We start from the raw sequence: 25,083 nt of genomic DNA, 5'->3' as shown, positions 1-25,083 counted from the left end.
TCATTCGCTATCAAATGGTTCTTATGGCCGCATCATTAGGTAAAGATATCTCGCCAAGCCAGCTAAGCTTCAAGGAGGCTGCCAGTCACATCGTGTTCCAGCTCGCCACATTACCTTATGTGTCACCGGGCCGTATTCCACGAGTGGTAATGGATATTACGGCAATGGCTTCATACTTCCTGCTGCCCGGAAGACGAGAGCGATGTTATCCCCGCTGCGTAAAATCAAGCAAATTGAAGTATCCTGTCAGAAAGAAAAATGCCGGTCAGCTTAACTGACCGGCATTAAGCATTTTTGCTGGCTTTTTTCTTGTTGGAACTGGCCGTGTAACGGGCTGAAAACGCCTGGTACGGTTTGAGAACCAAGCTTAAACCGTTGAGAAAGCGGGTTATGTTGTTAGCTGGCTTTTTACTGTTGTTTCACATACAGGCAAGCGGCAAACCCAGCCTTAACAGTGCATAAAATTTTGTCTTGCCCTACCTTATAGCCAGCGTTAATCTGGTACGCCTGTTTTTTACTTAACAACTTATTTTGTTAACATCTTAGTTATTAACAATGTTGTCATCGCTGTAGGTGGCCGGTACTACTAATAATGATTAAACACACCTTACTGTTGCTGGCCGGTATATATTGGCTGGTTGGTTGCGATGCCGATATCAGCGTGCAGGACGAACCTAACGATCCGGTTGCGCAGGAATATCCATTGGCTTTTGTTGTCCGGCCGCTAATGGATGAAGACGGTAATCTCTACCAGTATAATCTGGCTGCTCCCGAGCAGTTTAATCCGGGCGCCCAACTTATTATTAAACAGAATGCGTTCGCCCAGTCGCAGGAGCGTGAGTTACTGGCCGGCTTGTTTACTGCTGATGCCGCATACGATGTAAAAGATTTGGTGGTGTCACCCGATGGCAATACCTTGTTGTTTGCGCTGCGCCCACCAGAACTACCAGATGTGCCGGATGAATTGCAGCCCAGTTGGAGCATCTGGCGTTATAACCATAGTACCGGTAGCGTTGAGCCGGTTATTGCTGACCCGTTGCAGGCAGAGCAGGGCCATGACATTAGCCCCGGTTTTCTGGCCGACGGTCGGATTGTATTCAGCTCGAGCAGGCAGCAAAAAGCCCGCCAGATCCTGCTCGATGAATTCAAACCGCAATACAGCGGACTGCATGAAGACTTACAGGGCCCCGCCTTTAACCTGCATGTAATGAATGCCGATGGTTCGGATATTGAACAAATCAGCTTTAATCTGAGCCATGATCTTTATCCGGTGTTGCTGAGTGATGGTCATATTTTATACAGTCGCTGGGACAACCAGAGCGATCGTAATATGTTTAACTGGTACCAGATGCGGCCAGACGGCTCCGCTAATCAGCTGGTATATGGCTGGCACTCTCATCAAACCGGGCCGGACAACAGTCAGGTCGACTTTGCCAAGCCTCTGCTCTTGGCGAATGGCGAGGTTGCCGCCTTATTAAGCAGCCGTCAGCAGGACAACCTGAGCGCCACGCCAGTGCAAATTGCTTTGGCGCTGGCCAGCGATAACGAGCAGCCTCTGTATCAGCAGGTGCTTAATTTACCGGCGCAAACACCATTACTCCCCTGGAATTTTGATAATTCAAACCGGCCGGAACCTGCAGGTCTGGTGCAGAATGTATTTGTCTTACAGGATGGTTCTGAACGGTTTCTGGTGAGCTGGTCGCCCTGTCAGGTTCTGGTAGACCAGCAGGTCACCAGCTGCGCGCTGGTCGATGATCCGAGCGAGTACCCGGCGGCGAGCCCCCGCTTTGGTTTGTGGTTGTTTGACTTAGCAAAGCAAACTCAGGTACCGGTCAGGTTAGGCTCTGCTCAGCAATTGTTAAGCGAAGCGGTAGTGTTGCAAGACTATCCACGGCCGGCATTTTTGCCTGCCAACCCTGATGCTGACCCGGTATTGGCTGCCACAGGGGAAGCAATTCTGGATATTCGCAGTGTTTACGATATTGGTGGTGAGGCTGAATTGCCAATAGACCAGTTAGCCGACCCGATGCAAAACAGCGCAGCACAGCGGCCGCTACGTTATTTAAGTTTGAGCCGCGGCGTGCCAATTCCGCCGGAGGAAGTGCGCGACGTGCCGAATTTTGCTTTTGGGGTTAACCGGCGGCAGTTAATGCGGGAGTTAGTTGGCATTACCCCGGTCCAGCCGGATGGCTCGGTGCGGGTTAAAGTACCGGCGAATGTGCCGTTGGCGCTTAGTTTGCTTAATGCTGATGGCCAGGCTGTATCGCCCCAGCATCAGCAATGGATAACGCTGGCCGCTGGCGAAACCCTCAATTGTAACGGCTGCCACACTGCCAATAATACCCGGCCACACGGCCGGCAAAGTGGCGAGTGGCCGACTATTAATCCGGGCCCTGCTAATGCGGCAGCATCCTTTCCCAACGCTAATCCTTTATTACCCCCTAATGCCGGTGAAACCATGGCCCAAACTATGGCGCGCTTACTGGGAGAGCAGACGCTGAGCGCAGCGCTAGATTTTACAGATATGTGGACAGATCCGGCACTAAGGGAGCCTGATCCGGCAGAGCTGAATCAGTTTACCGATCTTGCCACGCCGGCACCGGTTGGCCTGGATTGTTTTACCAGCTGGCAGGCTGCATGTCGTTTACGGATAGACTACCCGAGCCATATCCAGCCATTGTGGCAATTAGACCGCCGCCAGTTCGAACCCTTAACTAATGAGTTAATCCGGGATAACAGTTGTGTTAGCTGCCATAGCCGTACCGATGCAGCCGGCAATGCCATAGTGCCGGCAGGCCAGTTAGAGCTTACTGATCAGGCTTCAGATCTGCAGGCCGGGCAGATGGCCAGCTATCGGGAATTACTAAGCAACGACAATGAACAAGAGTTAGTTGGTGGTGTGCTGGTCGACCGACTGGTGCCAGCGGTAGACGCCAATGGTAACCCGGTATTTCTGCGTGATGCCAACGGTGAGTTAATTTTAGATGAGAACGGCAACCCGATACCGGTAATGGTAGCTGTTACCGTGCCGGCCAGCATGCGCGCTGGTGGTGCGCTGGCCAGTCAGCGTTTCTTCCAGAAATTTAGTGCAGGCGGCAGCCATCAGGGCTATTTATCGGCACCAGAATTGCGGCTGCTCAGTCACTGGCTGGATATGGGCGGCCAATATTACAACTCACCCTTTGCTGTGGAGCCTGAATAGATGGCTCGGTTGTGGACGCTATTGCTAATGTTAGCCGCACCTGTTTTTGCTCAGCAGGTTGTAGTCCAGAAAGATTTTATCGATTTGCGAACCGGGCCAGGTCGTGGCTACCCGGTAGTGCAAGTGGCACTTAAACAAGATAGTTTGCAGTTGCTGAAGCAACGCACGGCCTGGATTAAAGTGCAATACCGGCAGCAGCAGTTGTGGCTGGCAGCCTCAGAGCTCGAGTATTTATATCCGGCTGGTACTGAGCAGAGCGTTGCGACACTGTGGCAGGCAGAGCAGGGCCAGCGCCGCTGGCAACTGGGCTTAGCCGGCGGTGATTTTGCCGGTACCAGTTATTATCAGCTTAGCGGCAGTTACCTGTTTTCTGATGTAGTAGCATTAGAGCTGAGTGCCGGCCAGGGCAGTGGCCAGCAAGCCAGCAGCCAACAGTATTTATTGCAGTTAAGTATCAGCCCATGGCCACACTGGCAGGTGTCGCCCTATATAGCTCTGGGTGGCGGCGTATTATTAACCCGACCGAGAACCGTGCTGGTGCAGACAGCCGAGCGCAGCAGCCCGCTGGCAACAATGGAACTTGGTGTGAATTATCCGCTGACCCGGCGGGTTCAGGCAAACCTGCGCTACCGCAGAGCGCTGGTCAGTACCGACCGCGATGTTAATGAAGAGACGAATACATGGTTAATTGGATTACGCCTGGCATTCTAGCCAGCGCTTTATTGTTGTTAAGCCCACTGGCTATGGCGCAGCAAAGCAGTGCCCGGATTGAGCCCCAAGTCAAGCAGTCGCAGGTGATACCTGCCCGGCTGGATACCGAGAACTTTGCCATAGCCCTGCGTGGTGGGGCATTGGCCATAGAGGATTTTGGCAATAGTGGCCTGGCGGTATTGCAGCTTAGTTACCACATTAATGAAGATTTTTATGTCAGTGCTGAATACGCCCTTGCTAAAGCCGGCCTGACATCGTATGAGCGTTTAAGCGGTGCAGCGCCACTGTTAACAGACGATGAGCGGCAATGGCACTATTACGGCGCAGAGCTGGGTTATGTATTGCTGCCTGGTCAGGTATACCTCGGCAGTGATTACGCAGTTAATAACGGTTGGTCGTTGTTTGCTGGTGCCGGCAATGTCGACTTTGCCGGCGACAAGGTGTTTGCGGTTAAATTTGGCAGCCAGTTCAGGTTATATCTGACTGATTGGTTAGCGCTGGATCTGGTGGTGGCAGACTACGTGTTTGAAACCACTATTCTGGCTGAGAGTAAGACCAGCCACAACCTGAGTGTGGCGCTGGGGCTTGCTGTTTATTTTTAGTTAATGGGAAAGTTGTATGAAAACACTGTTATTGAGTTTGTTGTTAACTGTGCTGCCATTAAGCGCCCTGCCTGCCCGCGCTGATACGGGAGCTATTGCCCCTGATTTTACCCTGAAGTCATTAAGTGGCGTTAATCTGCGGCTGGCTGAGCAACGGGGAGACATCATTGTGCTGAATTTCTGGGCCAGTTGGTGCGGCCCCTGTATTCAGGAAATGCCGGCGCTGGATAAACTGGCCACTAAGTATCAACCGTTGGGCGTGCAGATCTGGGGCGTCAATGTCGAGGCTGACAGCAGCGCTGCTCAGAAGTATCTGAGTAAAACCAGGGTTGAGTTTCCTATTTTGTTTGATACTGAAAACAGCGTATCAGCGAGCTATCAGGTACAGGCTATGCCTACCACCGTCATTATCAATCAGGATGGCGAAGTGCACAGTGTCCATCGCGGTTATAAACCTGGCTATGAGCAAAAGTATGAAAATGATATCAAAACCCTGCTCCGCAACTAAGCTGCTGGCCACTGTAGTGGCGTTACTCAGCCTGGCTGGCTGTGCCAGTATTGAGCCCTGGGTTAAGCCTTATCAGCGGGCAGAACTGGCTGATCCGATTATGGCCTTTGGCCGCCACCCGGTCGCCCTGCAGCACAGTGCTCATGTACGCGACTCGCGGGAAGCCGCGAAAGGCGCCGACGGCAGTGGTGGGGGCGGTTGTGGTTGTAACTAAATGGCCGTGCCTGCTTTGGCCGGCTTTGCTGCTAAGTAGCTCGCTGGCTGCCGCGGTACTGCCCGATAACCGGATTGATCTGATGCAGCACAGTTATCAGGGGGGCGGGGTGTCGATTGACGGACCGGCACTGATGCTGCGCAGTAAAATTGGCGAGCAGGTCTCGGTGTCAGGTTTTTATTATGTTGATACGGTATCAGGCGCCTCTATAGATGTTGTTGCTACGGCATCGGCCTACAGCGAAACCCGGATAGAAAGCCGGCTTGGGGTCGATTATCTTACCGGTAACAGTATTTTGTCGCTGAATTATGCTCAGAGTGACGAAGATGACTACAACGCTAAGTCGGTATCCTTTGGCGTTGCCCATGATACATTTGGCGGCATGACCACCCTGAGTCTGAATGCGGCGATAGGTGACGATGAAATTGGCCGCAATGGCGATGAAAGTTTCAGTGAGCAATTACGTCGTTACAGCTACAGTCTGGGCATTACTCAGGTGCTGAGTACCCGCTGGATCAGTGCCTTAAATGCCGATGTCGATATGGAACAGGGCTTTCTGAACAATCCTTATCGCAGTGTGCGTTACCGTGATCCGCTGTCAGAGCTGGGCTACGGCTATCAGTTTGAGATTTATCCCAATACCCGCAACAGTTTTGCACTGGGGCTGGTTAATAAATTTTATCTGCCGTACCGGGCAGCGTTAACAGCCTCGCTGCGCCATTACCAGGATAGCTGGGATATCCGGGCTTTTGATGCCGAATTGGAATATGTGCATCCGGTTGCTGAGCGTTGGGTGTTAGATGGCCACGTGCGCTGGTATCAGCAGGGGCAGGCATCGTTTTATGCTGATCTATTTGAATTCGCTGATCAACAGAACTTTATGGCCAGAGACAAAGAGCTGAGTGATTTTAATAATCTGAGTGTTGGTATTGGCGCCAGTTACCGTTTTGCCAGCTGGACATGGTGGCCAGCCGCCAAGCCGGAGTTAAACCTGGAGTGGGACCATATCCGGTTTAACTACAACAATTTTCGTAACGTCACTGTCACCAATGCCGAGGCCGGTACCGAACCTTTGTACCGGTTAACTGCCAATGTGTATCGGGCCTTTTTCAGTATTTATTTTTAGTGGGGTTGCACCATGAGATATCTGCTCGCTTTATCTTGGTTGTTTAGTCTGTTGCTAGTATTAGCTACGCCGCCGGCGCTGGCTAACCCGGAAGAGTCGGCGCAACAGCAACTGGAGCAGTTAAAGCAACAGGCGATTGCCCTGAATCGTGAATTATTCATTCTTGAAGAGGAGTTATTGTTTCCACCGCAAACCCAGCTGGCAGTTTTTGTGTCAGTAGATGCGGGCAGCTTTTTTCAGCTGGATAGTATTCAGCTAACAATAAATGATCAGGCGGTTAGTGCCCATCTGTATACCGCCAGTGAGCTTGCCGGTTTGCAGCGTGGCGCCATTCAGCCTTTATATAAAGGTAATATCCGGGCTGGTGAGCATAGCTTAACTGCGGTGTTTGTTGGTAAAGGGCCAGAAGGCCGTGATTATCGCCGTGCAGTCAGCCACAGTTTTACCAAAGCAGATGATGCCATGTTGCTGGAGCTGAAAATTACCGACAGCAGTGCCAATTACCAACCTGATTTCAGTGTAGAAGTATGGTCCGGCAACTGAATAACAGTGTAGTAACAACCCTTATATTGGCGCTGCTGGCGTCATGCTTGTTGCTACCTGCAATAGCAGAGCCCTTATCAGGTAGAGAGGCAGGTAGAGAGGCAGGTAGAGAGGCAGGCAACGAGTCACGCCACGAGGCAGGCAAAGAATTTTCCACAGCATCACCCACAGAAAAGCACTATCGGCTGGCAGCCTGGCATTTTTACCTGGATGACTACTATCAGGCGTTGTTGCAGTTATCACTGGCAGCCGATGAGCCGGCTAAAGCCAGGCTGTTACAGGCCGGATTATTGTTGCAGCTGGACATGCCAGCTGCGAGTGCCAGTTTGCTGCAACGCTTACTGGATGATCAAACCGTTAGCGGCACCTTGCCCCGCCAGTTGCGTAATATTGCGCTACTGCAATACAGCCGGTTATTGTTCGAGCAGCAGCATGGCGGGCAGGCCGGACACTATCTTAGTCAGCTCAGCCAGCCACTGGCTGAGCTGGCCGGCCAGGCAGAGCTGTTGCAGCAATTACTGAACTGGCCAACAGTGTCGGTGTCCGATCCTGAGGTATTCAGCCGCCTGGCCGGACAAAGTGAGCTGCCGTACGTCGTCATCAATCAGATCCTGGCGCTGCGCCAGCAACAGCAACCTGCTCAGGCATTAGCGCTGTTGGTAAAGCTCAGGCAACAGTTGCTGCCAGATACCCAACCTGACTTCTGGTTGCAATTATTTCGCTGGCGCTGGTCTGAACCGCTGCTTAGCGACAGCAATGAGCGGCAGGCACTGGCTGATTACCTGCAGTTGCTGCAAGCCGGCCTGCTGGTTGATCAGCTGCAATGGGCTGAGGCGCAGCAGGTGCTGGCTGAATTTGCCAGTAACAGTGTCCTGACCTTACCGGCGATGACGCTGTACCGTGATGTCTTAACCGAAAACCGGCAAATTCCAACCTTGCTGGCGGTATTACAGCAACTTATCGCCCGTTATCCCTACACTGCGGCCAGTTGGCTGGCTGCCCATCAGTTGGGTAATCAGTTTGAACGCGCCCTGGCTCAGCAAGATGCGCTGGCCGCATACCGCTGGGCCGATAACTATTATCAGCAGCAACTGGCCGCCAACAGCGGGCACGCCAGCCCGGTGCAGCTTGCACAGCTGACAACGCCCGCGACTCTCAGTGACTGGCAGCGTTATCAGCTGCGCCAGCAGGCATCGTTATTTCAGTTAAATAATCAGCTTAGTGCGGTGCAATATTTGCAACAGTTGCAACAGCAGCGGCTACAAAGGCTGGAAAACCTTACTGAGGTTGTTCAGTTTAAACTGGCACAGCAGCAACAATTATTAACGGCAGCTTTGCCCAGGCTTACGGCTCAGCAGCAGGCATTGCAATTGCAGGCAGAGCAGCTGGCTGCTGAAATAGCAACTGCCGGACAACAGCCAATGGCACAGCAATTGTGGCGGGATGACACTGAGCAAAATTTTGCCCGGTTGCAGCAAATGCTGGGTAGAGCGCAGGGCAGGGTTGAGGCACTTAGCGCCGCCGGTCGCGATGTTAACCAGGCAGCCAGCCGGTTAGGCCGGTTACAGGGTATTTTACAATGGCATTATCAATACAACAGGGCAGAGCGGCACTGGCAACTGGCTAAGCAGCAGCGGCAGCTGACAGCAGAGCTGGCAGCCAGTAACGATGCGCTTAAGCGCTTAACCCGGCTGGATGGTAAAACCGGGCGTTTGCTGGCTCAACAGCAACAACTGGCGAGGCTTACAGCCCGGGAAAGTCAGTTTGAAATGGCTTTAGCCGCCCAGCAGCAACAGCTGCTCGCCCGGCTGAACAGTGGTTTACAGCAACTGCAGCTGGCGGAACGTGAACAACTGCTGGAATTGCAACGCTTAAATACCCAGGCTATTGCCCGGATAATGGAGCAAGTATTGCTGACCTCACAGGAGGGGCAATAATGCGAACCACTGCGGCCTGTGCTGTCACTTCGTTGCTGGCGTTAACGCTGTTAGCTGGCTGTAGCAGTGCACCGGATAAAAAAGTGCGCCGGCCTACCCTGGCAGAATTAACGCCATTTAATCAGGCAGTGCTGCCTGAACCGGAACGGGTTACTGCAGCAAAATTGCAACAGGTGTATCAGGCATTATTAGCTCTGGCCCCGGCAATGGAAGTGCGGCAAAAAGTGCTTTACCGCTTATCGCAACTGAACACCCGGCAACTGGAGTTAAGCGAGCTGAGTCCGGACGCGGAGCAGCAGGCGTTAGCTTCGTTGATTACTGAATACCGGGCCTTGCTGCAACAGTTTCCCGGCGATCCAAACAATGAGCTTATTCATTATCAGCTGGCGCGGGCGCTTGATCTGACAGGGGATAGCCAGGCGGCACAGCAGCAGATGCAATTATTGCTGCAACATTACCCGCAAAGTGAGTTTGCTGCTGAGCTGTGGTTCCGGATTGGCGATATTTATTATAGTCAGGCCAGTTATCCCGAGGCGCTAAATGCTTTTGAGCAGGTGCTCGGCCTGGCAGGGCCTGAGCTGCAGCAGCATGCGTTATATATGACCGGCTGGAGCCATTTTCAGTTGCAGCAGTATCCCTTTGCTGATGATGCCTTTTTGCAGGCACTGGATTTAACCTATCACCAGCGTCTTAGCGAGGATGAGCAGCAAAGCCTGCGCCAGGAGTTGCAGCGGATCTTAAGCATTTCCCTGAGTTATCAGCAGCAGGCAGCAAGTTTATTGGCGCTGCTGCAGCGGGCAAACTATCGCGACGGGCCGCCAGAGCAGCGGCCGGTGCCGTATCAGGCCGCATTGTTTCAGGCGCTGGCAGACTTTCTTTTTGAAAAAGAGTTAAATCAGGCGGCACTTGAAAGTTACCGCTTGTTTATTGCTGATCAGCCGTTGGCTATTGCAGCCGCCCGCATGCAACTGCAATTGGTGCAATACCACCTGGATTATGCAGAAGCTGACAACGCAGAGCTGGCGCAGCAGGATTTTATCCGGCTGTTTGGCCCGACAACGACCTTCTGGCAACAAGCCAGATCAGATGAACAGGCCGAACTGGCGCCGCAATTAGCCCAGTATCTCGATTATTTTGGCCGCAAGGGTTATCAGCAGGCGCAGCAAGCCAGCGACGAAGACAAGCCAGAGCAGTTTGCCAGACTGGTGCAATACTGGCAGCAACTGCTGCTGGTGCAGCCGTTATTAGCGCCAGAGCAGAATGATGATAGTTTGCTGTTGACAGATGATGTGCGTTATTTGCTGGCAGAGGCACTGGCAGGCAGTGGCCAGCAAGAGGCCGCACTGGAGGCATATCAGCAACTGGGTTATCCCACGACTGAACTTAACGCCCGTAGCTTTACTGCAGAGCAAGCAGCATACCGGGCGCTGCTGCTAAGTGAAGAGTTAGCCAATACAACCGGTGCCGGTGCGACAGCAGCGGATATCTGGTGGCAGCAGCAACAGCAGTTTGTGCGCTGGCACAGCCGGCACCCGGCCGCCCAGCAGGTGGCGTTAAATCAGCTGACCGAGCTTTATCAGCAACAGGCTTATTCAAAGATTGTAAGCTATGCCAGCCGGGTAACAGACTGGCCGCATCCACAGCAAAGTAAACCACAGCTGGTGCGCGAAGCTCTATTTATTGTCAGCCAGACTGAACTGGCTGTAGGCGATTATGCGCAGGCAGAACAAAGCATCCAGCATTTGCTGAGTATTTATCAGGCTGCTGACAGCACTCTTGCCACTGAAAGGCGGCAGTTGCTCAGCCAGCAGCTGGCCTCTGCAGTTTATCAGCAGGCGCAGCAAACGGGCTTAACTGTTAGTGCGCAGCTGGCTCATTTACAACGCTTACTGGGTTTGCCGGAATCGGAATACCATCAAAGTGCGGCTTATCAGCAAATCAGTCTGCAGCTTGAACAGCAGAACCTGCCTGAAGCAATCAGCCTGATGCAGGCCTATCAGCAGCGCTACCCGGATAGCGCCGAACAGCCGGCAATTACCAAAGCTATGTTAAATAGCTATGAGCAATTAGAGGACTGGCAGAGTGCTGCAGACTTAATCAGCCAGCAAGTTGCGCGGTTACCTGGGGGGGCTGAGCAGCAAGCATTATTGTATAAAGTGGCAGGTTACTACTGGCAGGCCGGCAACAGTGAGGCGGCCCGCCTGGCTTACCGCAGTTACGCCAATCAGTATCCGCAGCCCCACTTGCCGGCACAGGAAGCCCGGGCCAGGCTGGTACAGCTGTATAAGGCGCAAAACGATGTCAGCCGGCGTAACTTCTGGTATCAAAAAATGGTTACTGCTGAGCAGCAACTTACTGATCAACAAAATGCAGACCAGCAAGCCGCCGGCAGTGAGCGTACCCGCTATCTGGCGGCCGATGCCGCATTGCAGCTAGGCCTGCATAACAGCATGTTATTTAGTGCGGTAAGCCTTAAACAGCCGCTGCGGGATAATTTAAAGATAAAACAAACCCATATGACAGCCGCCATTAAGCTGCTGCAAACCAGTATGAGCTGGCAGGTAGCCGATTTTTATAGTCAGGCGCAATATCAGATTGCCAGTTTATATCAGCAAATGGCCGCAGCGTTGCTAAATTCTGAACGACCAAAAGGATTAGATGCACTGGCGTTGGAGCAATACGACTTGCTGCTGGAAGAGCAGGCGTATCCGTTTGAAGAGCTGGCGATTGAAATTTATCAGCAAAATGCCGGATTGGTGGCGCAGCCACTCTATGACCAATGGGTTGCTGCAAGTTTCAGCAAGCTGGCTGAGTTATTCCCGGCCCGTTATCGCAAACCTGAAGTTTATCTGGAGCTGGCCGATGAAGCTTACTAAGCTGCTGATTGACACCGGGCATAGCAGGGCGGGTAATAAAACCCTGCGACTGGCTGCTGCCCTGCTGATGCTGCTATCGCTAAGCCATTGTGCTCAGCTCTCCCAGCAGGACAGCGTAACAGCTGATTTGCCGGAAACTGCAACAGAGCAGCCGCCGCCACTGTCTGAGCCAACCGCCGCGCCAGAATCAGCGGTGGCTGCGCTGCAGGACAAACCAACGCTGCCGCCTGGATTACAGACCCGGTTTCAGCAGGCAAAGCAACTGATCCGAAACGAAGACTATCAGGCAGCGTTAACGCTGCTTGTACCCTTAGCCCAAAGTGTGCCGGATGCAGCCGGTATTCATTACAATCTGGCACTGTGTTACTGGCAGTTACAGCTGACTGAGCAGGCCCGTCAGCAGTTAACAGCCTTGGTTGAGCGCCAGCCAGATTACATTGAAGCGACAAACTTGCTGGGAATAATAGCCCGCCAGGCCGGTAACTTTAATCAGGCCCGGCGCTATTGGCTGGATGCGCTTGAGCGTAACAACGATTTTGCCAGTGCCCATAAAAATCTGGGGTTTCTGTACGAGCTATACCTGGCGCAGCCTGAGCAGGCCCGTTACCACTATCAGCAATATCAGCAGCTGACGGCCGATCCGATGGCCGAAGCCTGGCTGAGCTTACTTGAGCAGCAGGAGTAACAGATGGTTCAGTTAACTATTAAAGGGTTCAGCCTGAGCCTGTTTCTGCTGGCCGGAGTTTGTCAGGCGCAGCAGGCTGAGCCGGATGCGCCAGCCAGGCAAGCTGGACCGGCAATGCCAGAAAATACGGCTGCTATGCGCCAACAAGCTGCCACGGTGCAGGTTGATATCAGTACCACCATCAGTGGTAATCAGCAGCAGCCACGGACCTTATATGTTTTACCATGGCAGGACAGTATTGCCCAAATTCGTATTCCGGCGCCGGATATTAAGGTAGCGCCGGAACCTATCCAACCATTGGATCGCCAGCAGTTCCTGCGTTTTATAGAGGCACAGGCGCTAAATCAGCAACCTGCCGCTACAGCATCAACAAAAAATAATTAAGAGGTTTACAGTATGGATTTCGTCAACAGCATAGTGCGGTTTTTGCAGGAAGGTGGTTACTTTATTTTTCCAATCGCTTTTATTCTGATTTTGGGTATTGCGATTACCATCGAGCGCTGGTGGTTTTTACGCTCGGTCTATGCCAGCAATCAGCGCGCTTATCGTCAGCTGCAGCCTGCGATAGCCGCGGCTGATACCAAAGCCATTTTGCAACAGGCTGACAGTAATCAGACGCCGTTGGGTTTGATGCTGGCCAGTGGCGTCAACCGCTTAACGTCGTCGCACCGGCGCGAAGACATGGAATATGCCATGGAAGAAGTGGTGCTGGAATACAGCCTGCGTTTGCAGAAAAGAACGCCTTTTTTAGCAACTCTGGCTAATGTCGCTACCTTGCTGGGCTTACTGGGTACTATCGTCGGTTTAATTGCGGCGTTCTCGGCAGTAGCCAATGCTGACCCGTCAGAAAAGGCCAGTTTATTGTCATCGAGTATTTCAGTGGCGATGAATACCACAGCCTTTGGTTTGATGACCGCGATCCCACTGGTATTTGTCCATGCGCTGTTGCAAAGCAAAACGGCCAGTATTGTCGATACCATGGAAATGGCCGGGATTAAATTAATGAATAGTATCGGACAACGTTTTACGGGTGGCCGGGATGATCAGAAAGCATAAAATCAGCCAGAACGAGGCCGAGCTCGACATTACCTCCTTTATGAATCTGATGATTGTATTGGTACCAGTGTTGTTACTCAGTCTGGTATTTACCCAGATAAGGGTGCTGAATATTCAATTGCCGCCGCAAACTGAGCAGTTGATGCAACAAGAGCAAGACAATCCACAAGTACTGGAGTTGGAACTGCGGCATGACCGGCTGCGGCTGAATTATCCGGCGGGTCAGTTGCTGCGGGAGTTTGCTCACAACGCACAGGGCCAGCCCGACTTTGCAGCGTTATCAGCATTTTTGCAGGATTTAAAGCTAACCTGGCAACAGCAAAACATCGAAAAGCGGGATATCAGTATTCTGGCCCCGGAGACCCTGGATTACCAAACCCTGGTAAGCGCAATGGACACGGTACGGGCTTTTAAAGCGGTGGTGGCAGCATCGGTAGTGGATGCTGAATTATTTCCGTTAATTTCGCTTGGCCAGTTGCCGGCTGAGGTAAGCGAGGGGCCTGAATGAAACAATCATTTCGTGCAAAACGGATGTTGAAACAAAATCAGCGGCTGGCGCAAAGTTCTAAGTTAAATCTGGTGGCGCTGATGGATATCTTCACTATTCTGGTGTTTTTCCTGATGGTGAACCAGTCTGATGTGGTGGTGCTGCCCAGCAATAAAGAGATGAGCCTGCCGCAATCCGTATCGGAGCAACTGCCACGGGAGCAGGTGTTACTGACGGTTACCGCCAGTGGTGTTTTAGTCCAGGGAAAACCTGTCTGGCGTGGCGACTGGCAGCAAGCACCTGAACTATGGCAGGAACCGTTAGCGACAGCCGTACAGCAGGAACTGCAGTATCTGGCGGGCCGTGCTGCACCGTTAACTGCTGAGCAACAGGCTGTCGGCCGTCCGCTGACTATCCTGGCAGATGCCGCTACTCCTTATGCGGTGCTGCGCCGGTTGATGGCGATCAGTGCGGCTACCGAATACCGTGATGTATCGCTGGCGGTTGAACAGCGCAGCAGTGCGCTGGAGGCAACGCCATGACAACGCTAACGATGCCCGGCGGATCAGGCTGGCAAAACGAAGATCAGTTTTTCAGTAAAGTCGTTATTGGTGGCCTGGTATTGCTGCTGCTGTTATCGATAGCGGTACCCTTATATCAGGTACCCGAGCGCAGCCGGCAGCAACTGGAACAATTGCCGCCACAACTGGCGCGGGTAATGCTGGAGCAGCGGGAGATTATCCCGCCAGAGCCAATTGAGCTGCCTGTACCAGAGCCAGAGCCTGAGCTATTGCCAGAACCCGAACCCGAGCAGCCGGTGGTTGAAGCCAGCCCGCTAACAACTGAGCAGGCAAGGGCGCAAGCGCAGCAAGCGGGTTTACTGGCGATGCAGGATGAATTGGCAGCACTGCGCCAGACTTTTACGGTAAATCAGCAGGCACCGCAATTGCAGCGGGACGGTCAGCAAAGTGCAGCCAGCGCTGAGCCTGAACTTATTAGCAATCCCCAGCTTGCAAAAACCGCAGCCAAAGCGGCGGCGCCGGTCAGCGCTGATGTAGCGCGGGCTGATTTAAACCGGGCCGAAAGTATCAGCCTGGCAGATGCTGAACTTAGGGGGCTGGCGTCGGCTGCACCGGCAAACTCCAGTTCAGGCAGTGCGGCAAACAGCGAGGCGGCAGCACAGGGCGGACGCTCTGAAGCCAGTATCCGCCAAACCCTGGAAGCCAATAAAAGCAGTTTGTACACCCTGTATAACCGGGCCTTGCGGGCAAATCCGTTGCTAAAAGGTAAGGTAGTGTTTGAGCTGATAATAAACCCGGACGGCAGCATGCAGCAGGTAAATATTGTTGAAAGTGAATTAAATGATGAGCGGCTGGAGCGCCAGTTAATGCTGCGCTTACAGGCGGTGAATTTCGGCGCGGCCGACGTATCGCCAACCCGTTCGAAGTGGACCATCGCGTTTTTACCCGGCTAGCCGGGCAGGAGAGAAATATGCAAAGCTATCTGAAACCGCCGGCACCAGGCCTGCTGTTAGCTGCAGTTGCACTATTGTTTAGTGGCGCCTTGGTGTTTAGTGGCGCCCTGGCAGCCGGGCCACTGGAGCAGGCGAAACGCTTGCACGACCGGCTGGCAGGTGTGCCGGCTGATGCGGTTACCCTGCAACAGATGGCAGATTTAATCGCCCAGGGCAATGCCGGCGCAGCGGCTGATCTGGCGATGCAACATCCGGATTTTTATCGGACGACCTTAAAATTATTTGCCGCGCCGGCGACTAACCGCGACCTGGATATTTTTGAACCGTTGAATGACTACAGCGCGACGATTATTGGTTTGGTCAGGGATAACGCAGATTTCCGGCAAATTTTGCAAACCGATGTGTTGTATGTTGGGGCCGATAGTTTAGGTTTGCCAGCCTATGCTGCTGATAACAATGCTCACTATCAGGCGCTGGAGCAGCAGGGTGTTGATTTACAGCAGTATCTGGAACCCCGCTCCCAAAGTAGCCTGCTCGGGATCCCGTTCGAGGCCAGTGCGGGTGTGATGACCAGCCGGGCCGGTGCTAAAGCGTTTTTTTATCTGGGCACCAACCGGGCCATGCTCCGCTTCACCTTAATGAGCCAGCTTTGTACTGACCTTGAACCGTTAAAAGACAGCAGCACGCCTGCCGATCGGATCCGCCAGGATGTTAGTCGCAGCCCTGGCGGTGACAGCCGGATTTTTCATAACCGTTGTCTGGGTTGTCATGCGGGGATGGATCCGCTGGCTCAGGCTTTTGCTTATTACGACTACCAGTTTACTGACGAGAGTGGCGACAACGGCCGGCTGTTTTATCAGCAAACCGGCAGCTCTAACAATCAAACCGGCAGCCGGGTGCAGCCGAAATACCATATTAACGCCGGTAACTTTCCGTTTGGCTTTAAAACAGCAGATGATCACTGGCAAAACTATTGGCGCCAGGGCCAGAACCAGGCATTGGGCTGGGATAGCAGTTTACCGGGCGAGGGCCATGGCGCAAAAAGCTTAGGTCAGGAATTGGCGCATTCGGTTGCTTTTGCCCAATGCCAGGTTAAAAAAGCCTTTGCAGCAACCTGTTTACGGCCACCGGAAACCCTGGCTGATGTTAATCTGATCCAGCAAACAAGTGACCGGTTCAGCCAGAGCGGTTATAACTTAAAGCAGGTGTTCGCCGACACCGCCACCTATTGTATGGGGGAGTAAGCATGCGAATATTACTGCTGGCTGTATTGAGTCTGGTGCTGGTAGGTTGTGGTGGTGCCGAGGTAGAACAAAACCCGCCACCACCGGTTCAGGATAACTCTAATAACTATGCTGGTCCGGCGCCGCAAACTGCCGATGTGCAGCAATTTAAGTTAAATCTTTGGGATAATCTGGTGGCGGATAACCGCTGTGGCAGTTGCCATCAGCAGGGCAATACCGCGCCGTTTTTTGTGCGGCGTGATGACATTAATCTGGCGTATTCTGCGGTATTACCGCTGGTTAATTTAGCCGATCCGGCACAATCGCTGATGGTGCAGAAAGTCGCCGGCGGTCATAACTGCTGGCTTAGCAGCAATACTGCCTGTGCTGACACTATTACGCAGTGGTTGCGCAACTGGGGCGATACGACAGGTGCTGAGCAGGCAGCGGTAACGCTGGTGGCACCGGTGATCCGTGACCCGGGTGCCAGCAAAGCGCTGCCAGAGAGTTCAGCTTTATTTGGCGCTGAAGTGTATCCGTTGCTGCGCCAATATTGTGCCAGCTGTCATGCACCTGATGCGGCGGTTGCCCAGGCACCTTTTTTTGCTGCCAGTGATCTTGATGTGGCCTATCAGGCCAGCCGCAATTTAATTAATCTGGACCGGCCGGAGTTATCCAGGCTGGTCGCCCGCTTAGCTGGTGAGTTTCATAACTGCTGGTCAGATTGCAGTAACGATGCAGCGGCAATGCTGGCGGCAGTAACGGCAATAAGTGACGCGGTGCCAGTGACAGAGTTGGATCCGCAACTGATTCCGTCCAAAGCCCTAAGGCTGGAGGATGGCGTGGTTGCCTCCAGTGGCGGGCGTTATGAGAGTAACCAGATTGCCTTTTACCAGTTTAAAGAAGGTGAGGGTAATCAGGCTTTTGATACCTCCGGGGTTGAGCCTGCCGCGAACTTAACCTTACAGGGTGATTTCGCCTGGTTAACCGGTTGGGGCTTGCAGATTAACAGTGGCCGGGCACAGGCCAGTACCCAGAGTAGTGCGAAACTGGCCACGCTAATCGGTGCCACCGGCGAAATGACTATAGAAGCCTGGGTAATACCGGCGAATGTGGTGCAGGAAGGGCCGGCTGCGATTGTCAGTTATGCCGGCAGCGCTATCAGTCGCAATTTCACCCTCGGCCAGAGCCAGTATAATTACGACTTTCTGTTACGCAACGCCAGTAGCGATTTTGCCGGTATGCCGGCGCTCAGTACCGCCGATGCCGACGAGTTATTACAAGCCAGTCTGCAGCACGTAGTGCTGACCCAGGACCCGGTGAATGGCCAACGGATTTATGTTAATGGCGAAGACAGTGGGGTACAAAGCCAAGGGACAGCAATAAGCAACTGGGACAACAGTTTTGCGCTGATGCTGGGCAACGAGGCCGATGGCAGCCGGCAGTGGCAGGGTAGTGTGCGTTTACTGGCTATTCATAACCGTGCGCTGACTCCGGCACAGGTCGCGCAGAATTTTAGTATCGGGGTGGGCCAGAAGTTTTATCTGCCGTTTGCGATTGGTCATTTAATTGACCTGCCACAAAGCTATATTGTATTTGAGGTGGCGCAGTTTGATAATTACTCCTACCTGTTCAGCCAGCCATACTTAATTAATCTGGATGGGGCCGCACTGCCCGCCGATTTAACGATCAGCGAGATGGCGCTGGCGATTAATGGCCGTGAAATCAGTGCTGGCCAGGCGTGGATCAGCCAGGCGTTCAGCTTTGCCAGTGGCACTAACCTGACTGAACCGGTGCAGCTGTCTGCGCTGGGAACAGTTATCGCGACCGAAGCCGGTGCGGCAACAGATGAGTTTTTTCTGTCTTTCGGCCAGATTGGCCAATATAGCAATGTCCGCAGTCAGCCGGTATTTCCGGTTCAACAGGTTAGCCAGGCTAACTCGAACAGCAGTGACATCGGCATCCGGCCTTTTGCAGCTATTCATGCCAGCATGAGCCAGCTAACCGGCGTGTCGCAGGCGACACCGGCTGTAGCAAACATCTACCAGACTATTTCCCGGCAGTTGCCGGCAACCAGCAATATTGAAACCTTTATTTCAGCCCAGCAAATGGCGATTACCCAACTGGGAATTGCCTATTGCAATGCCGCGATAAATGATTCTGTGCTGCGCAGCGAATGGTTTCCGGCGCTTAATTTTAATGCCAGCCCGGCCGAGGCATTAAGCCCGGCTAACCGTGATGACTTAATCAGCCCCTTGTTGGCCAGGTTTGCGCCGTTGCAGCCTGCTACTTCGCTGGACGAAACTGACGCCAGAGCGGAGCTGAATAATCTGCTAGACCGCTTAAGCCAATGCAACGGTGCTTGCGATAGTCAGCGTACTCAAACCATTGCCAAAGCAGCCTGCACAGCCGTGCTGGCCAGTGCCCAGATGCTGGTGTACTAATGTCAGAGACTAATGCCAGCGCACTATTGCTAGTGTACTCTTGCTAGTGTATTGAGGAGCCAACGATGAAACTGAAAAAAGCCTTACACCCGGATGCGCCCTTACTGCACGCCTGCCATAGCCGGCCGGTGACCCGGCGCGACTTTATTGCCTGCGGCCTGAGTGTCGGGGCGGGCATCCTGACCACCGGCTCGGTATTCAGCTTATTTGCTAACCCTACCAAAGCCTTTGCTGACTTATCGCCTGATCTGGAGTTGCTAAAAGCCCAGTGTGGCATTAACGTCGAAGGGGCCGGTAAAATTCCGTTTATCTGCTTTGATTTAGCCGGTGGGGCTAATATTGCCGGTTCCAATATTCTGGTGGGCGGTGCCGCTGGTCAGCTCGATTTTTTGTCGACCCAGGGCTATAGCAAACTGGGCTTGCCAGCCGATATGGTACCGACAGCGGTGAATGCCGCTAATCCGGCCGGTGGTTTTGTCAACGACCAGCTGGGGCTGGCTTTTCACAGTGACTCGCAAATGCTGGCGGGTATTCTTGAGCGCACCAGCATGGCCACCCAGGCCATGACCAATGGTGCTGTTATGCCGTCGCGTTCAGAAAACGACACCGGCAACAATCCACATAACCCGATGTATGCCATTGCTAAAGCAGGCGCTAATGGTTCCCTGATGCCACTGATTGGCTCCCGCAACTCAGATTCTGGTGCCAACTCAATGGCGCCGGCCGAATTCTATAATCCGGAGTGGCGGCCAACTAAAATTGACCGGCCAAGTGATGTCACTGGTCTGGTGGATGTCGGTGATTTATTCGGTTTGTTGGATCAAAATGACGCCGTGGCGGTAATGGAATCTATTCAGCGCTTAAGTGACAATAAACTGGCCAGGGTAAACAGTGCTGTTAGCCGCGATGCCGTGATTAAAGATCTGGTGCGTTGTGGTTATGTGAAAAGCGCCGATTTAGCTGATCGCTTTGGTAACCCGGCCACACTTGATCCGGCGGCCGACCCGGATATTGTGGGCGATGGTGGCATTTTCAGCAGCGCAGAATTTAACAGTGATGCTGAGTTTAGAAAAACGGCATCTGTAATGAAGCTGGTAGTAAATGGCTTTGCCGGTGCCGGCACAGTGACGATTGGCGGCTATGATTATCATACCGGCGAGCGGGGTACCGGCGAGCTGCGTGATTTGCGCGCTGGCCGCTGTATTGGCGCCTGCCTGGAATACGCCGCCCGGCGCAATCAGCCACTGATGATTTATTTATATTCTGATGGTTCGGTGAGCAGTAATGGCCGGATTGACGACAGTGAAAATGGCCGCGGCAAAGGGGAGTGGACCGGTGACAACTCTTCCACTGCCGCCTCAGCCATTCTGGTATATAACCCGAATGGCCGGCCTGCATTACTGGGTGGCAGCACGGCTGAGCAGGCCCGTCATCAGCAAATTGGCTTTATGCGTCCGGATGCATCGGTAGAAACCGGCTCATCTATGGCGGCCAATAACGTTAACCTGCTGGTACAAACGGTACTGCTGAATTACCTGGCGTTGCACGGCGAACAAGGCAGGTTGGCTGAAGTAGCACCATTTCACGGCCTGGGTAATGCCGCAAGTCAGGACAGATTAACGGCGTTTGCGCCTATTGTTTAACTAAACGAGAGCAGATAGTGGCAAAAGCATCAAGGCTTAGCTGTTACAGATGCGGTTGGGGGGCTGGCAGATTAAGTTCGTTGTCAGCTTGCTGATAACGGGCAACAATGCTGGCCAGTTCGCCATTGGTGTGGAGCTTTTGCCAGGCACTATTAAGTTGCTGAAGTTGGGCCGGAGAGAGGGTTTTTTTATTAAAACCGAAATACACCGGGCCTTTATGAATGGCCAGTAAAGGTTGGTAGCGGATTGAGGTATTGGTATCTTGCTTTTGCCAGTAGCGCAGCACCGATAAATCTTCCAGCACTGCATTGACCCTCCCGGCATTGAGCAATGCTATCTTATCCAGATTATTGTTAATATAAACCAGTTGCCTTTTCAGCCCGGGCTGAGCCTGCAGCCTGGCAAAGTCTTCGCCGTAGTAAGCGCCATCGAGCATAGCAATGGCCGTAAGATCAATCTCGTTGGCCAATTGTTCTACTGAGCTAAGTACCGGGATGGCGGCGGGATCGGCTACTAAAAAAATTTGCTCGAGATGATGTGGACCTATAAAAGCGAAGTGTTGCTGCCGAGCGGCACTAAATGTCAGGTGACTAACTAAGTCCAGCTCGCCTTTATCAATCTGGCGCATAGCCCGTAACCAGGGGCCTTCAATCAGGGTGATTTCGCAGTCTACTTCCTTGGCCAGGCGCTGAGCAAGCTCGACACTAAGACCGCTCCAGCCTGTTTCGGTTTTTATAATATGGGGTGGAAAGTGAGTTTCGACCCCAAAACGTAAATGGCAGGCTAACGCCTGAGGTAGCCAGAACAGCAACAATATACTGCTGTTAATCACAAACTGTAACACAACTCTCGACATTGGCTTTCCAATTTAGAAACTTAAATGGTTAGCGTAAATTTAACATTGCTGCTTAACTTTGCAGCTGATTCAGTATAGAGAGCTTTTCGGGATTGGGGTACTGCTATTTTAGGCGGGGCTTTATTGGGCCAGGCCGGATGAAAAATATAACTGATGTTCGCTGCTGATAAAGATCGCTTCAAATTCTGCCTGTTGCTCGATAAATGCCATACCGCGCTGCAACCCCATCACAAATAACGTAGTCGACAGCGCGTCAGTAAGGGTAGTGTCAGGCCCCAGCACCGTTACGCTCATTAGGCCCGACGGGCTCTGGCCACTTTTCGGGTCTAAAATGTGGTGATAGCGCACACCGTCTTCAATAAAAAACCGCTCGTAATCACCAGAGGTGCTGATGGCGCTGTTGGTTAATGGCAATTGCGCCACGATATCATCGTCTTTACGTGGGTGCTTAATGGCTACCAGCCAGGGCCGGCCACGCTTATCGCCAAGCAGCCGGGTATCACCACCGGCGGTAACCAGCGCATGTTTAATACCGGCTTCAGCCAGCAGACCAATGGCCTGCTCGACGGCATAGCCCTTGGCGATGCCACCTAAATCAATTTTCACCCCCGGCCTGCTAAATTTAACCTGATTGTCCGCCAGTAATTGAATATGTTGATAATTTATCAAAGGTTGCTGGCGGGCTAACTCAGTGGCGCTGGGTTTAATCTGTTGCCGGTAATCGTAGCTAAAACCGACTGAAGCGAAGCTGATATCAAAGGCGCCATCACTGAGCTTTGCTAACTGCTCTGCCTGTTGTAGTAACTGGTACAGCTCAGCACTGACAGTAACCGGGTCAGCGGCCGCTTCGCGGTTAAGCAAACTCAGCTCACTGCTGGCAAGGTAGGGGCTCATTAGTTGGTTAATCCGTTCAAATTCGTTTTGCACAGCATTAAGCAGATTTTTGCCCAGCGTGTCATCTTCTGCCCACAGCTCGACATAAGCCTGAGTACCCATGGTTTGAAATGGCAGCCGTTGCCATTCGGCGTAAGCGGGCAGTGCCAGCAATAAGCAACTTACGCTGAGCAGGGAGCTAAACCAGCTTTTGCTGGCAGAAAACAAGCGAGTCATAGAAGTCATTCTTAGCAGTGCAGGGATAAGGCCGATTGTTGCAGAGCATAGTTGTAAAAAGCAACAACAGCCCGGTAAATTACAGAGTTTAAAGTCTGGAGTCTGGTGCTAAGTTAGGTTCGATGCTTAGTTGGTATTTTTGGTAGATCGCAGTGAGTTTGCCCTGCTGATGTAAGTGCTGCCAGGCATTAGCCAGCTCATTTAAGCGTTCAGCTGATAATGAGGTTTTACTAAAACCAAAATAAACCGGGCTTTCATATACTTTAAGCAGGGGTTGAAACTGTTCAGCGGCATCGTACTGATGCTGTTGCCAATATCTGACGACACTGAGATCTTCTAAAATTACTTTTACTCTGCCCGCACGCAGTAAAGCCAGTTTGTCTTGAATACTACTGATACTGACTAATTGATTAGCAAAACTGGCGTTAAGAGTAAGCTGTTCAAACTCTTCGCCATAATAAGCCCCGTGCAGGGTAGCGATACTTCCAAGATCAATACCATCCGCCAATTGTTGCAGATTATAAAGCTTAGGCGATAGTTTTGGATTACCTACTAAATAAATGCTTTCAATATGATGAGGACCAATAAAAGCAAACTGACTGCGGCGTTGTTGATTAAAGGATAAATGGCTAAGTACATCTAAGCGGCCTTGTTCACTAAGTTGTAATGAACGCAGCCAGGGAGTATTAATGAACACCAGTTGACAGTTAACTTCAGCGGCAAGGCGTTGCATCAGCTCAATACTGAGTCCGGTCCACTGCTCTGACTGTTTGACAATATGCGGCGGGAAATCAGTTTCCACCGCCATCCGCAGGGTACAGCTTGTGGTCTCACCAGCACTGGCAACGCGTCCAATAGATAACAGCAATAACACTGCCAGTAGCCGCATAGAGGTTGGTGCTCCTTGCACAATATAAGAAATGACGAATAAACTTACAATAGAACCGTTGCTGATGTACAGCAGAATGTTGCCCCACTTTTTATCAAGCAAAACCCGCCGGCTTATTATCTTGCGCTATTACCTCTGTGGTGACAGATTTAATACACCTTAACCATTAACCAGAAAGGATCCCATCATGGGACAGATGAAAACGCGCGGCGTCTCCATCGTTAATAGTTGATGTTCTGTTGGCTCAAAAGCCTTATCTGCCTGGTACCACATCCAGGCCAATGCCAACACGCAGATAAGGGTGCTAACAAGACTTAGCAGCAAATACAAGCGGAAGTTCTGCATTAGGCTGGAACTGGTTTGTTCTGGCATATCAATATGATCGTCGTGATGGAGCGCTTGCTAAGCCTAGCGGCTGCTGCCAAAAACGCCAGTAAGACTGTAAGACAACACTGACAGATCTCATCTATTATTTAGCCATCTAAACGTATAGAAGTTGACATTGCTGCCAGTTTTGCGCAAAGTAGCGGCTATGTCAGTTAACCGGGTGTGGCTATGCCTATCAAAGTGATCGATCAGTTGCCGGCGGTTGAAGCCTTGTCGGCAGAAAATGTGTTTGTGATGACCGAAAGCCGGGCGCAATCACAGGATATCCGGCCGCTGAAAATTGCCATTTTAAACCTGATGCCCAATAAAATTGCTACTGAAGTTCAGCTGCTGCGCTTATTGGCGAACAGCCCGTTGCAGGTGGATATTGATTTACTGCGGATTGACGACCATGTCAGTAAAAACACCCCACCCAGCCACCTGAACTGCTTTTACCGTTACTTTTCTGAGGTACAGCAGCAAAAGTATGATGGCCTGATTATTACCGGCGCCCCGCTGGGGCTGGTCGATTATGAGGATGTCACTTACTGGAACCAGTTTGGTGATATTTTGCGCTGGGCCGACAACAACGTAACTTCTACTTTATTTTTATGCTGGGCGGCCCATGCCGCGCTGTATCAGTACTATGGTTTGCAACGGGAAATTCGGGGTGAGAAATTGTCTGGTGTGTACTGGCAGCAGGTTAGCCAGCCATTGAGCCCACTGGTGCGCGGTTTTGATGAAGAGTTTTTAGTGCCACACTCGCGCTATGCTCAGGTGCCGAAACAAAAGTATCAGCAACATGATGATTTACATATTCTGGCCGAAGCCGATGTTACCGGGGCCTATTTGCTGCAGAACAGCAGTGGCAGCCGGGTGTTTGTTACCGGCCATCCGGAGTATGATTTAACTACCCTGGATGAAGAGTATCAGCGCGATATTGCCGCTGGCGCCAGGCCCAGGTTACCTGAAAACTATTATCGTAATAACGACCCATTGCAGGGGCCGCAAAAACTGTGGCAAAGCCATGCCTTTTTATTGTTCAGCAACTGGCTGAACTATTATGTTTATCAGGCAACGCCGTTTGAGCTGCAGCAAATTGGCCACCCGGCATAAGCAAATCAGACAGAT

Annotated in this window: 22 protein-coding genes and 1 pseudogene; 20 read left to right on the top strand and 3 right to left on the bottom strand. The window is 52.2% G+C overall.

Annotated features, from left to right (window positions below; genetic code table 11):
• From H141_RS21065 to H141_RS0104105, 19 genes and pseudogenes are all read left to right on the top strand, one after another.
• Positions 1-278 (top strand): annotated as a pseudogene (locus H141_RS21065) (IS4 family transposase); the annotation flags it as partial.
• Positions 279-592: 314 nt separating this feature from the next.
• Positions 593-3,202, top strand: a complete 2,610-nt coding sequence (locus H141_RS0104190) for an HzsA-related protein (protein ID WP_019674991.1) — start codon at positions 593-595, stop codon at positions 3,200-3,202.
• Positions 3,203-3,913 (top strand): SH3 domain-containing protein, encoded by a 711-nt coding sequence (locus H141_RS0104185; RefSeq protein ID WP_157610711.1) that lies wholly within the window; start codon positions 3,203-3,205, stop codon positions 3,911-3,913. It begins immediately after the preceding gene.
• Positions 3,883-4,515 (top strand): outer membrane beta-barrel domain-containing protein, encoded by a 633-nt coding sequence (locus H141_RS0104180; protein WP_019674989.1) that lies wholly within the window; start codon positions 3,883-3,885, stop codon positions 4,513-4,515. The genes H141_RS0104185 and H141_RS0104180 overlap by 31 nt, the downstream gene beginning before the upstream one ends.
• Before the next feature lie 16 nt (positions 4,516-4,531).
• Positions 4,532-5,023: a TlpA family protein disulfide reductase gene (locus H141_RS0104175; protein WP_019674988.1), complete on the top strand. Its 492-nt coding sequence runs from the start codon at positions 4,532-4,534 to the stop codon at positions 5,021-5,023.
• A complete protein-coding gene (locus H141_RS0104170; RefSeq protein WP_019674987.1) occupies positions 4,989-5,237 on the top strand; it encodes a DUF4266 domain-containing protein in 249 nt (82 codons plus the stop codon). The genes H141_RS0104175 and H141_RS0104170 overlap by 35 nt, the downstream gene beginning before the upstream one ends.
• Positions 5,224-6,363, top strand: coding sequence for a DUF3570 domain-containing protein (locus H141_RS0104165; RefSeq protein WP_019674986.1), 1,140 nt, complete (start codon positions 5,224-5,226; stop codon positions 6,361-6,363). The genes H141_RS0104170 and H141_RS0104165 overlap by 14 nt, the downstream gene beginning before the upstream one ends.
• Before the next feature lie 12 nt (positions 6,364-6,375).
• A complete protein-coding gene (locus H141_RS0104160) occupies positions 6,376-6,906 on the top strand; it encodes a hypothetical protein (RefSeq protein WP_019674985.1) in 531 nt (176 codons plus the stop codon).
• Positions 6,891-8,843: a hypothetical protein gene (locus H141_RS0104155; RefSeq protein WP_019674984.1), complete on the top strand. Its 1,953-nt coding sequence runs from the start codon at positions 6,891-6,893 to the stop codon at positions 8,841-8,843. Before H141_RS0104160 ends, H141_RS0104155 begins: the two co-directional genes overlap by 16 nt.
• Positions 8,843-11,719 carry a tetratricopeptide repeat protein gene (locus tag H141_RS21380; RefSeq protein ID WP_019674983.1) on the top strand — a complete coding sequence of 959 codons (2,877 nt, stop codon included), beginning with the start codon at positions 8,843-8,845 and terminating at the stop codon, positions 11,717-11,719. The genes H141_RS0104155 and H141_RS21380 overlap by 1 nt, the downstream gene beginning before the upstream one ends.
• Positions 11,706-12,404, top strand: a complete 699-nt coding sequence (locus H141_RS20880) for a tetratricopeptide repeat protein (protein WP_019674982.1) — start codon at positions 11,706-11,708, stop codon at positions 12,402-12,404. Before H141_RS21380 ends, H141_RS20880 begins: the two co-directional genes overlap by 14 nt.
• 3 nt (positions 12,405-12,407) lie before the next feature.
• Positions 12,408-12,788, top strand: a complete 381-nt coding sequence (locus H141_RS0104140) for a hypothetical protein (protein WP_019674981.1) — start codon at positions 12,408-12,410, stop codon at positions 12,786-12,788.
• 12 nt (positions 12,789-12,800) lie between these two features.
• Entirely contained in the window at positions 12,801-13,460 is a 660-nt protein-coding gene (locus H141_RS0104135) for a MotA/TolQ/ExbB proton channel family protein (protein ID WP_019674980.1), read from the top strand.
• The gene (locus H141_RS0104130) at positions 13,444-13,968 is read left to right on the top strand and encodes a biopolymer transporter ExbD (protein WP_019674979.1); all 525 of its coding nucleotides are present in this window, start codon (positions 13,444-13,446) and stop codon (positions 13,966-13,968) included. The genes H141_RS0104135 and H141_RS0104130 overlap by 17 nt, the downstream gene beginning before the upstream one ends.
• The gene (locus tag H141_RS0104125; protein ID WP_019674978.1) at positions 13,965-14,489 is read left to right on the top strand and encodes an ExbD/TolR family protein; all 525 of its coding nucleotides are present in this window, start codon (positions 13,965-13,967) and stop codon (positions 14,487-14,489) included. The genes H141_RS0104130 and H141_RS0104125 overlap by 4 nt, the downstream gene beginning before the upstream one ends.
• Positions 14,486-15,421, top strand: coding sequence for an AgmX/PglI C-terminal domain-containing protein (locus H141_RS0104120; protein ID WP_240473091.1), 936 nt, complete (start codon positions 14,486-14,488; stop codon positions 15,419-15,421). Before H141_RS0104125 ends, H141_RS0104120 begins: the two co-directional genes overlap by 4 nt.
• A gap of 17 nt (positions 15,422-15,438) precedes the next feature.
• Positions 15,439-16,665: a hypothetical protein gene (locus H141_RS0104115; protein ID WP_019674976.1), complete on the top strand. Its 1,227-nt coding sequence runs from the start codon at positions 15,439-15,441 to the stop codon at positions 16,663-16,665.
• 2 nt (positions 16,666-16,667) lie between these two features.
• Positions 16,668-19,088, top strand: coding sequence for a LamG domain-containing protein (locus tag H141_RS0104110; protein ID WP_019674975.1), 2,421 nt, complete (start codon positions 16,668-16,670; stop codon positions 19,086-19,088).
• A gap of 65 nt (positions 19,089-19,153) precedes the next feature.
• Complete coding sequence (locus tag H141_RS0104105) at positions 19,154-20,731, top strand: hypothetical protein (protein ID WP_019674974.1); 1,578 nt, start codon at positions 19,154-19,156, stop codon at positions 20,729-20,731.
• Positions 20,732-20,774: 43 nt separating this feature from the next.
• Here H141_RS0104105 and H141_RS0104100 read toward each other — a convergent pair whose 3' ends face one another.
• From H141_RS0104100 to H141_RS0104090, 3 genes are all read right to left on the bottom strand, one after another.
• Entirely contained in the window at positions 20,775-21,587 is an 813-nt protein-coding gene (locus tag H141_RS0104100) for a substrate-binding periplasmic protein (RefSeq protein WP_157610709.1), read from the bottom strand.
• 120 nt (positions 21,588-21,707) lie between these two features.
• Positions 21,708-22,697, bottom strand: coding sequence for an FAD:protein FMN transferase (locus tag H141_RS0104095; RefSeq protein WP_019674972.1), 990 nt, complete (start codon positions 22,695-22,697; stop codon positions 21,708-21,710).
• An 88-nt stretch (positions 22,698-22,785) separates the two neighbouring features.
• Positions 22,786-23,586, bottom strand: coding sequence for a substrate-binding periplasmic protein (locus H141_RS0104090; protein ID WP_033425380.1), 801 nt, complete (start codon positions 23,584-23,586; stop codon positions 22,786-22,788).
• 555 nt (positions 23,587-24,141) lie between these two features.
• On the opposite strand from H141_RS0104090, the gene H141_RS0104080 reads away from it, so the two are divergent.
• Positions 24,142-25,068: a homoserine O-succinyltransferase gene (locus H141_RS0104080; protein WP_019674969.1), complete on the top strand. Its 927-nt coding sequence runs from the start codon at positions 24,142-24,144 to the stop codon at positions 25,066-25,068.
• The last annotated feature ends 15 nt before the right edge of the window (positions 25,069-25,083 follow it).

The sequence above is a fragment of the Arsukibacterium perlucidum DSM 18276 genome (genome assembly GCF_000382165.1).
In the GTDB taxonomy this organism is placed as follows: domain Bacteria; phylum Pseudomonadota; class Gammaproteobacteria; order Enterobacterales; family Alteromonadaceae; genus Alishewanella; species Alishewanella perlucidum.
This window is presented reverse-complemented; position numbering and strand designations above follow the sequence as displayed.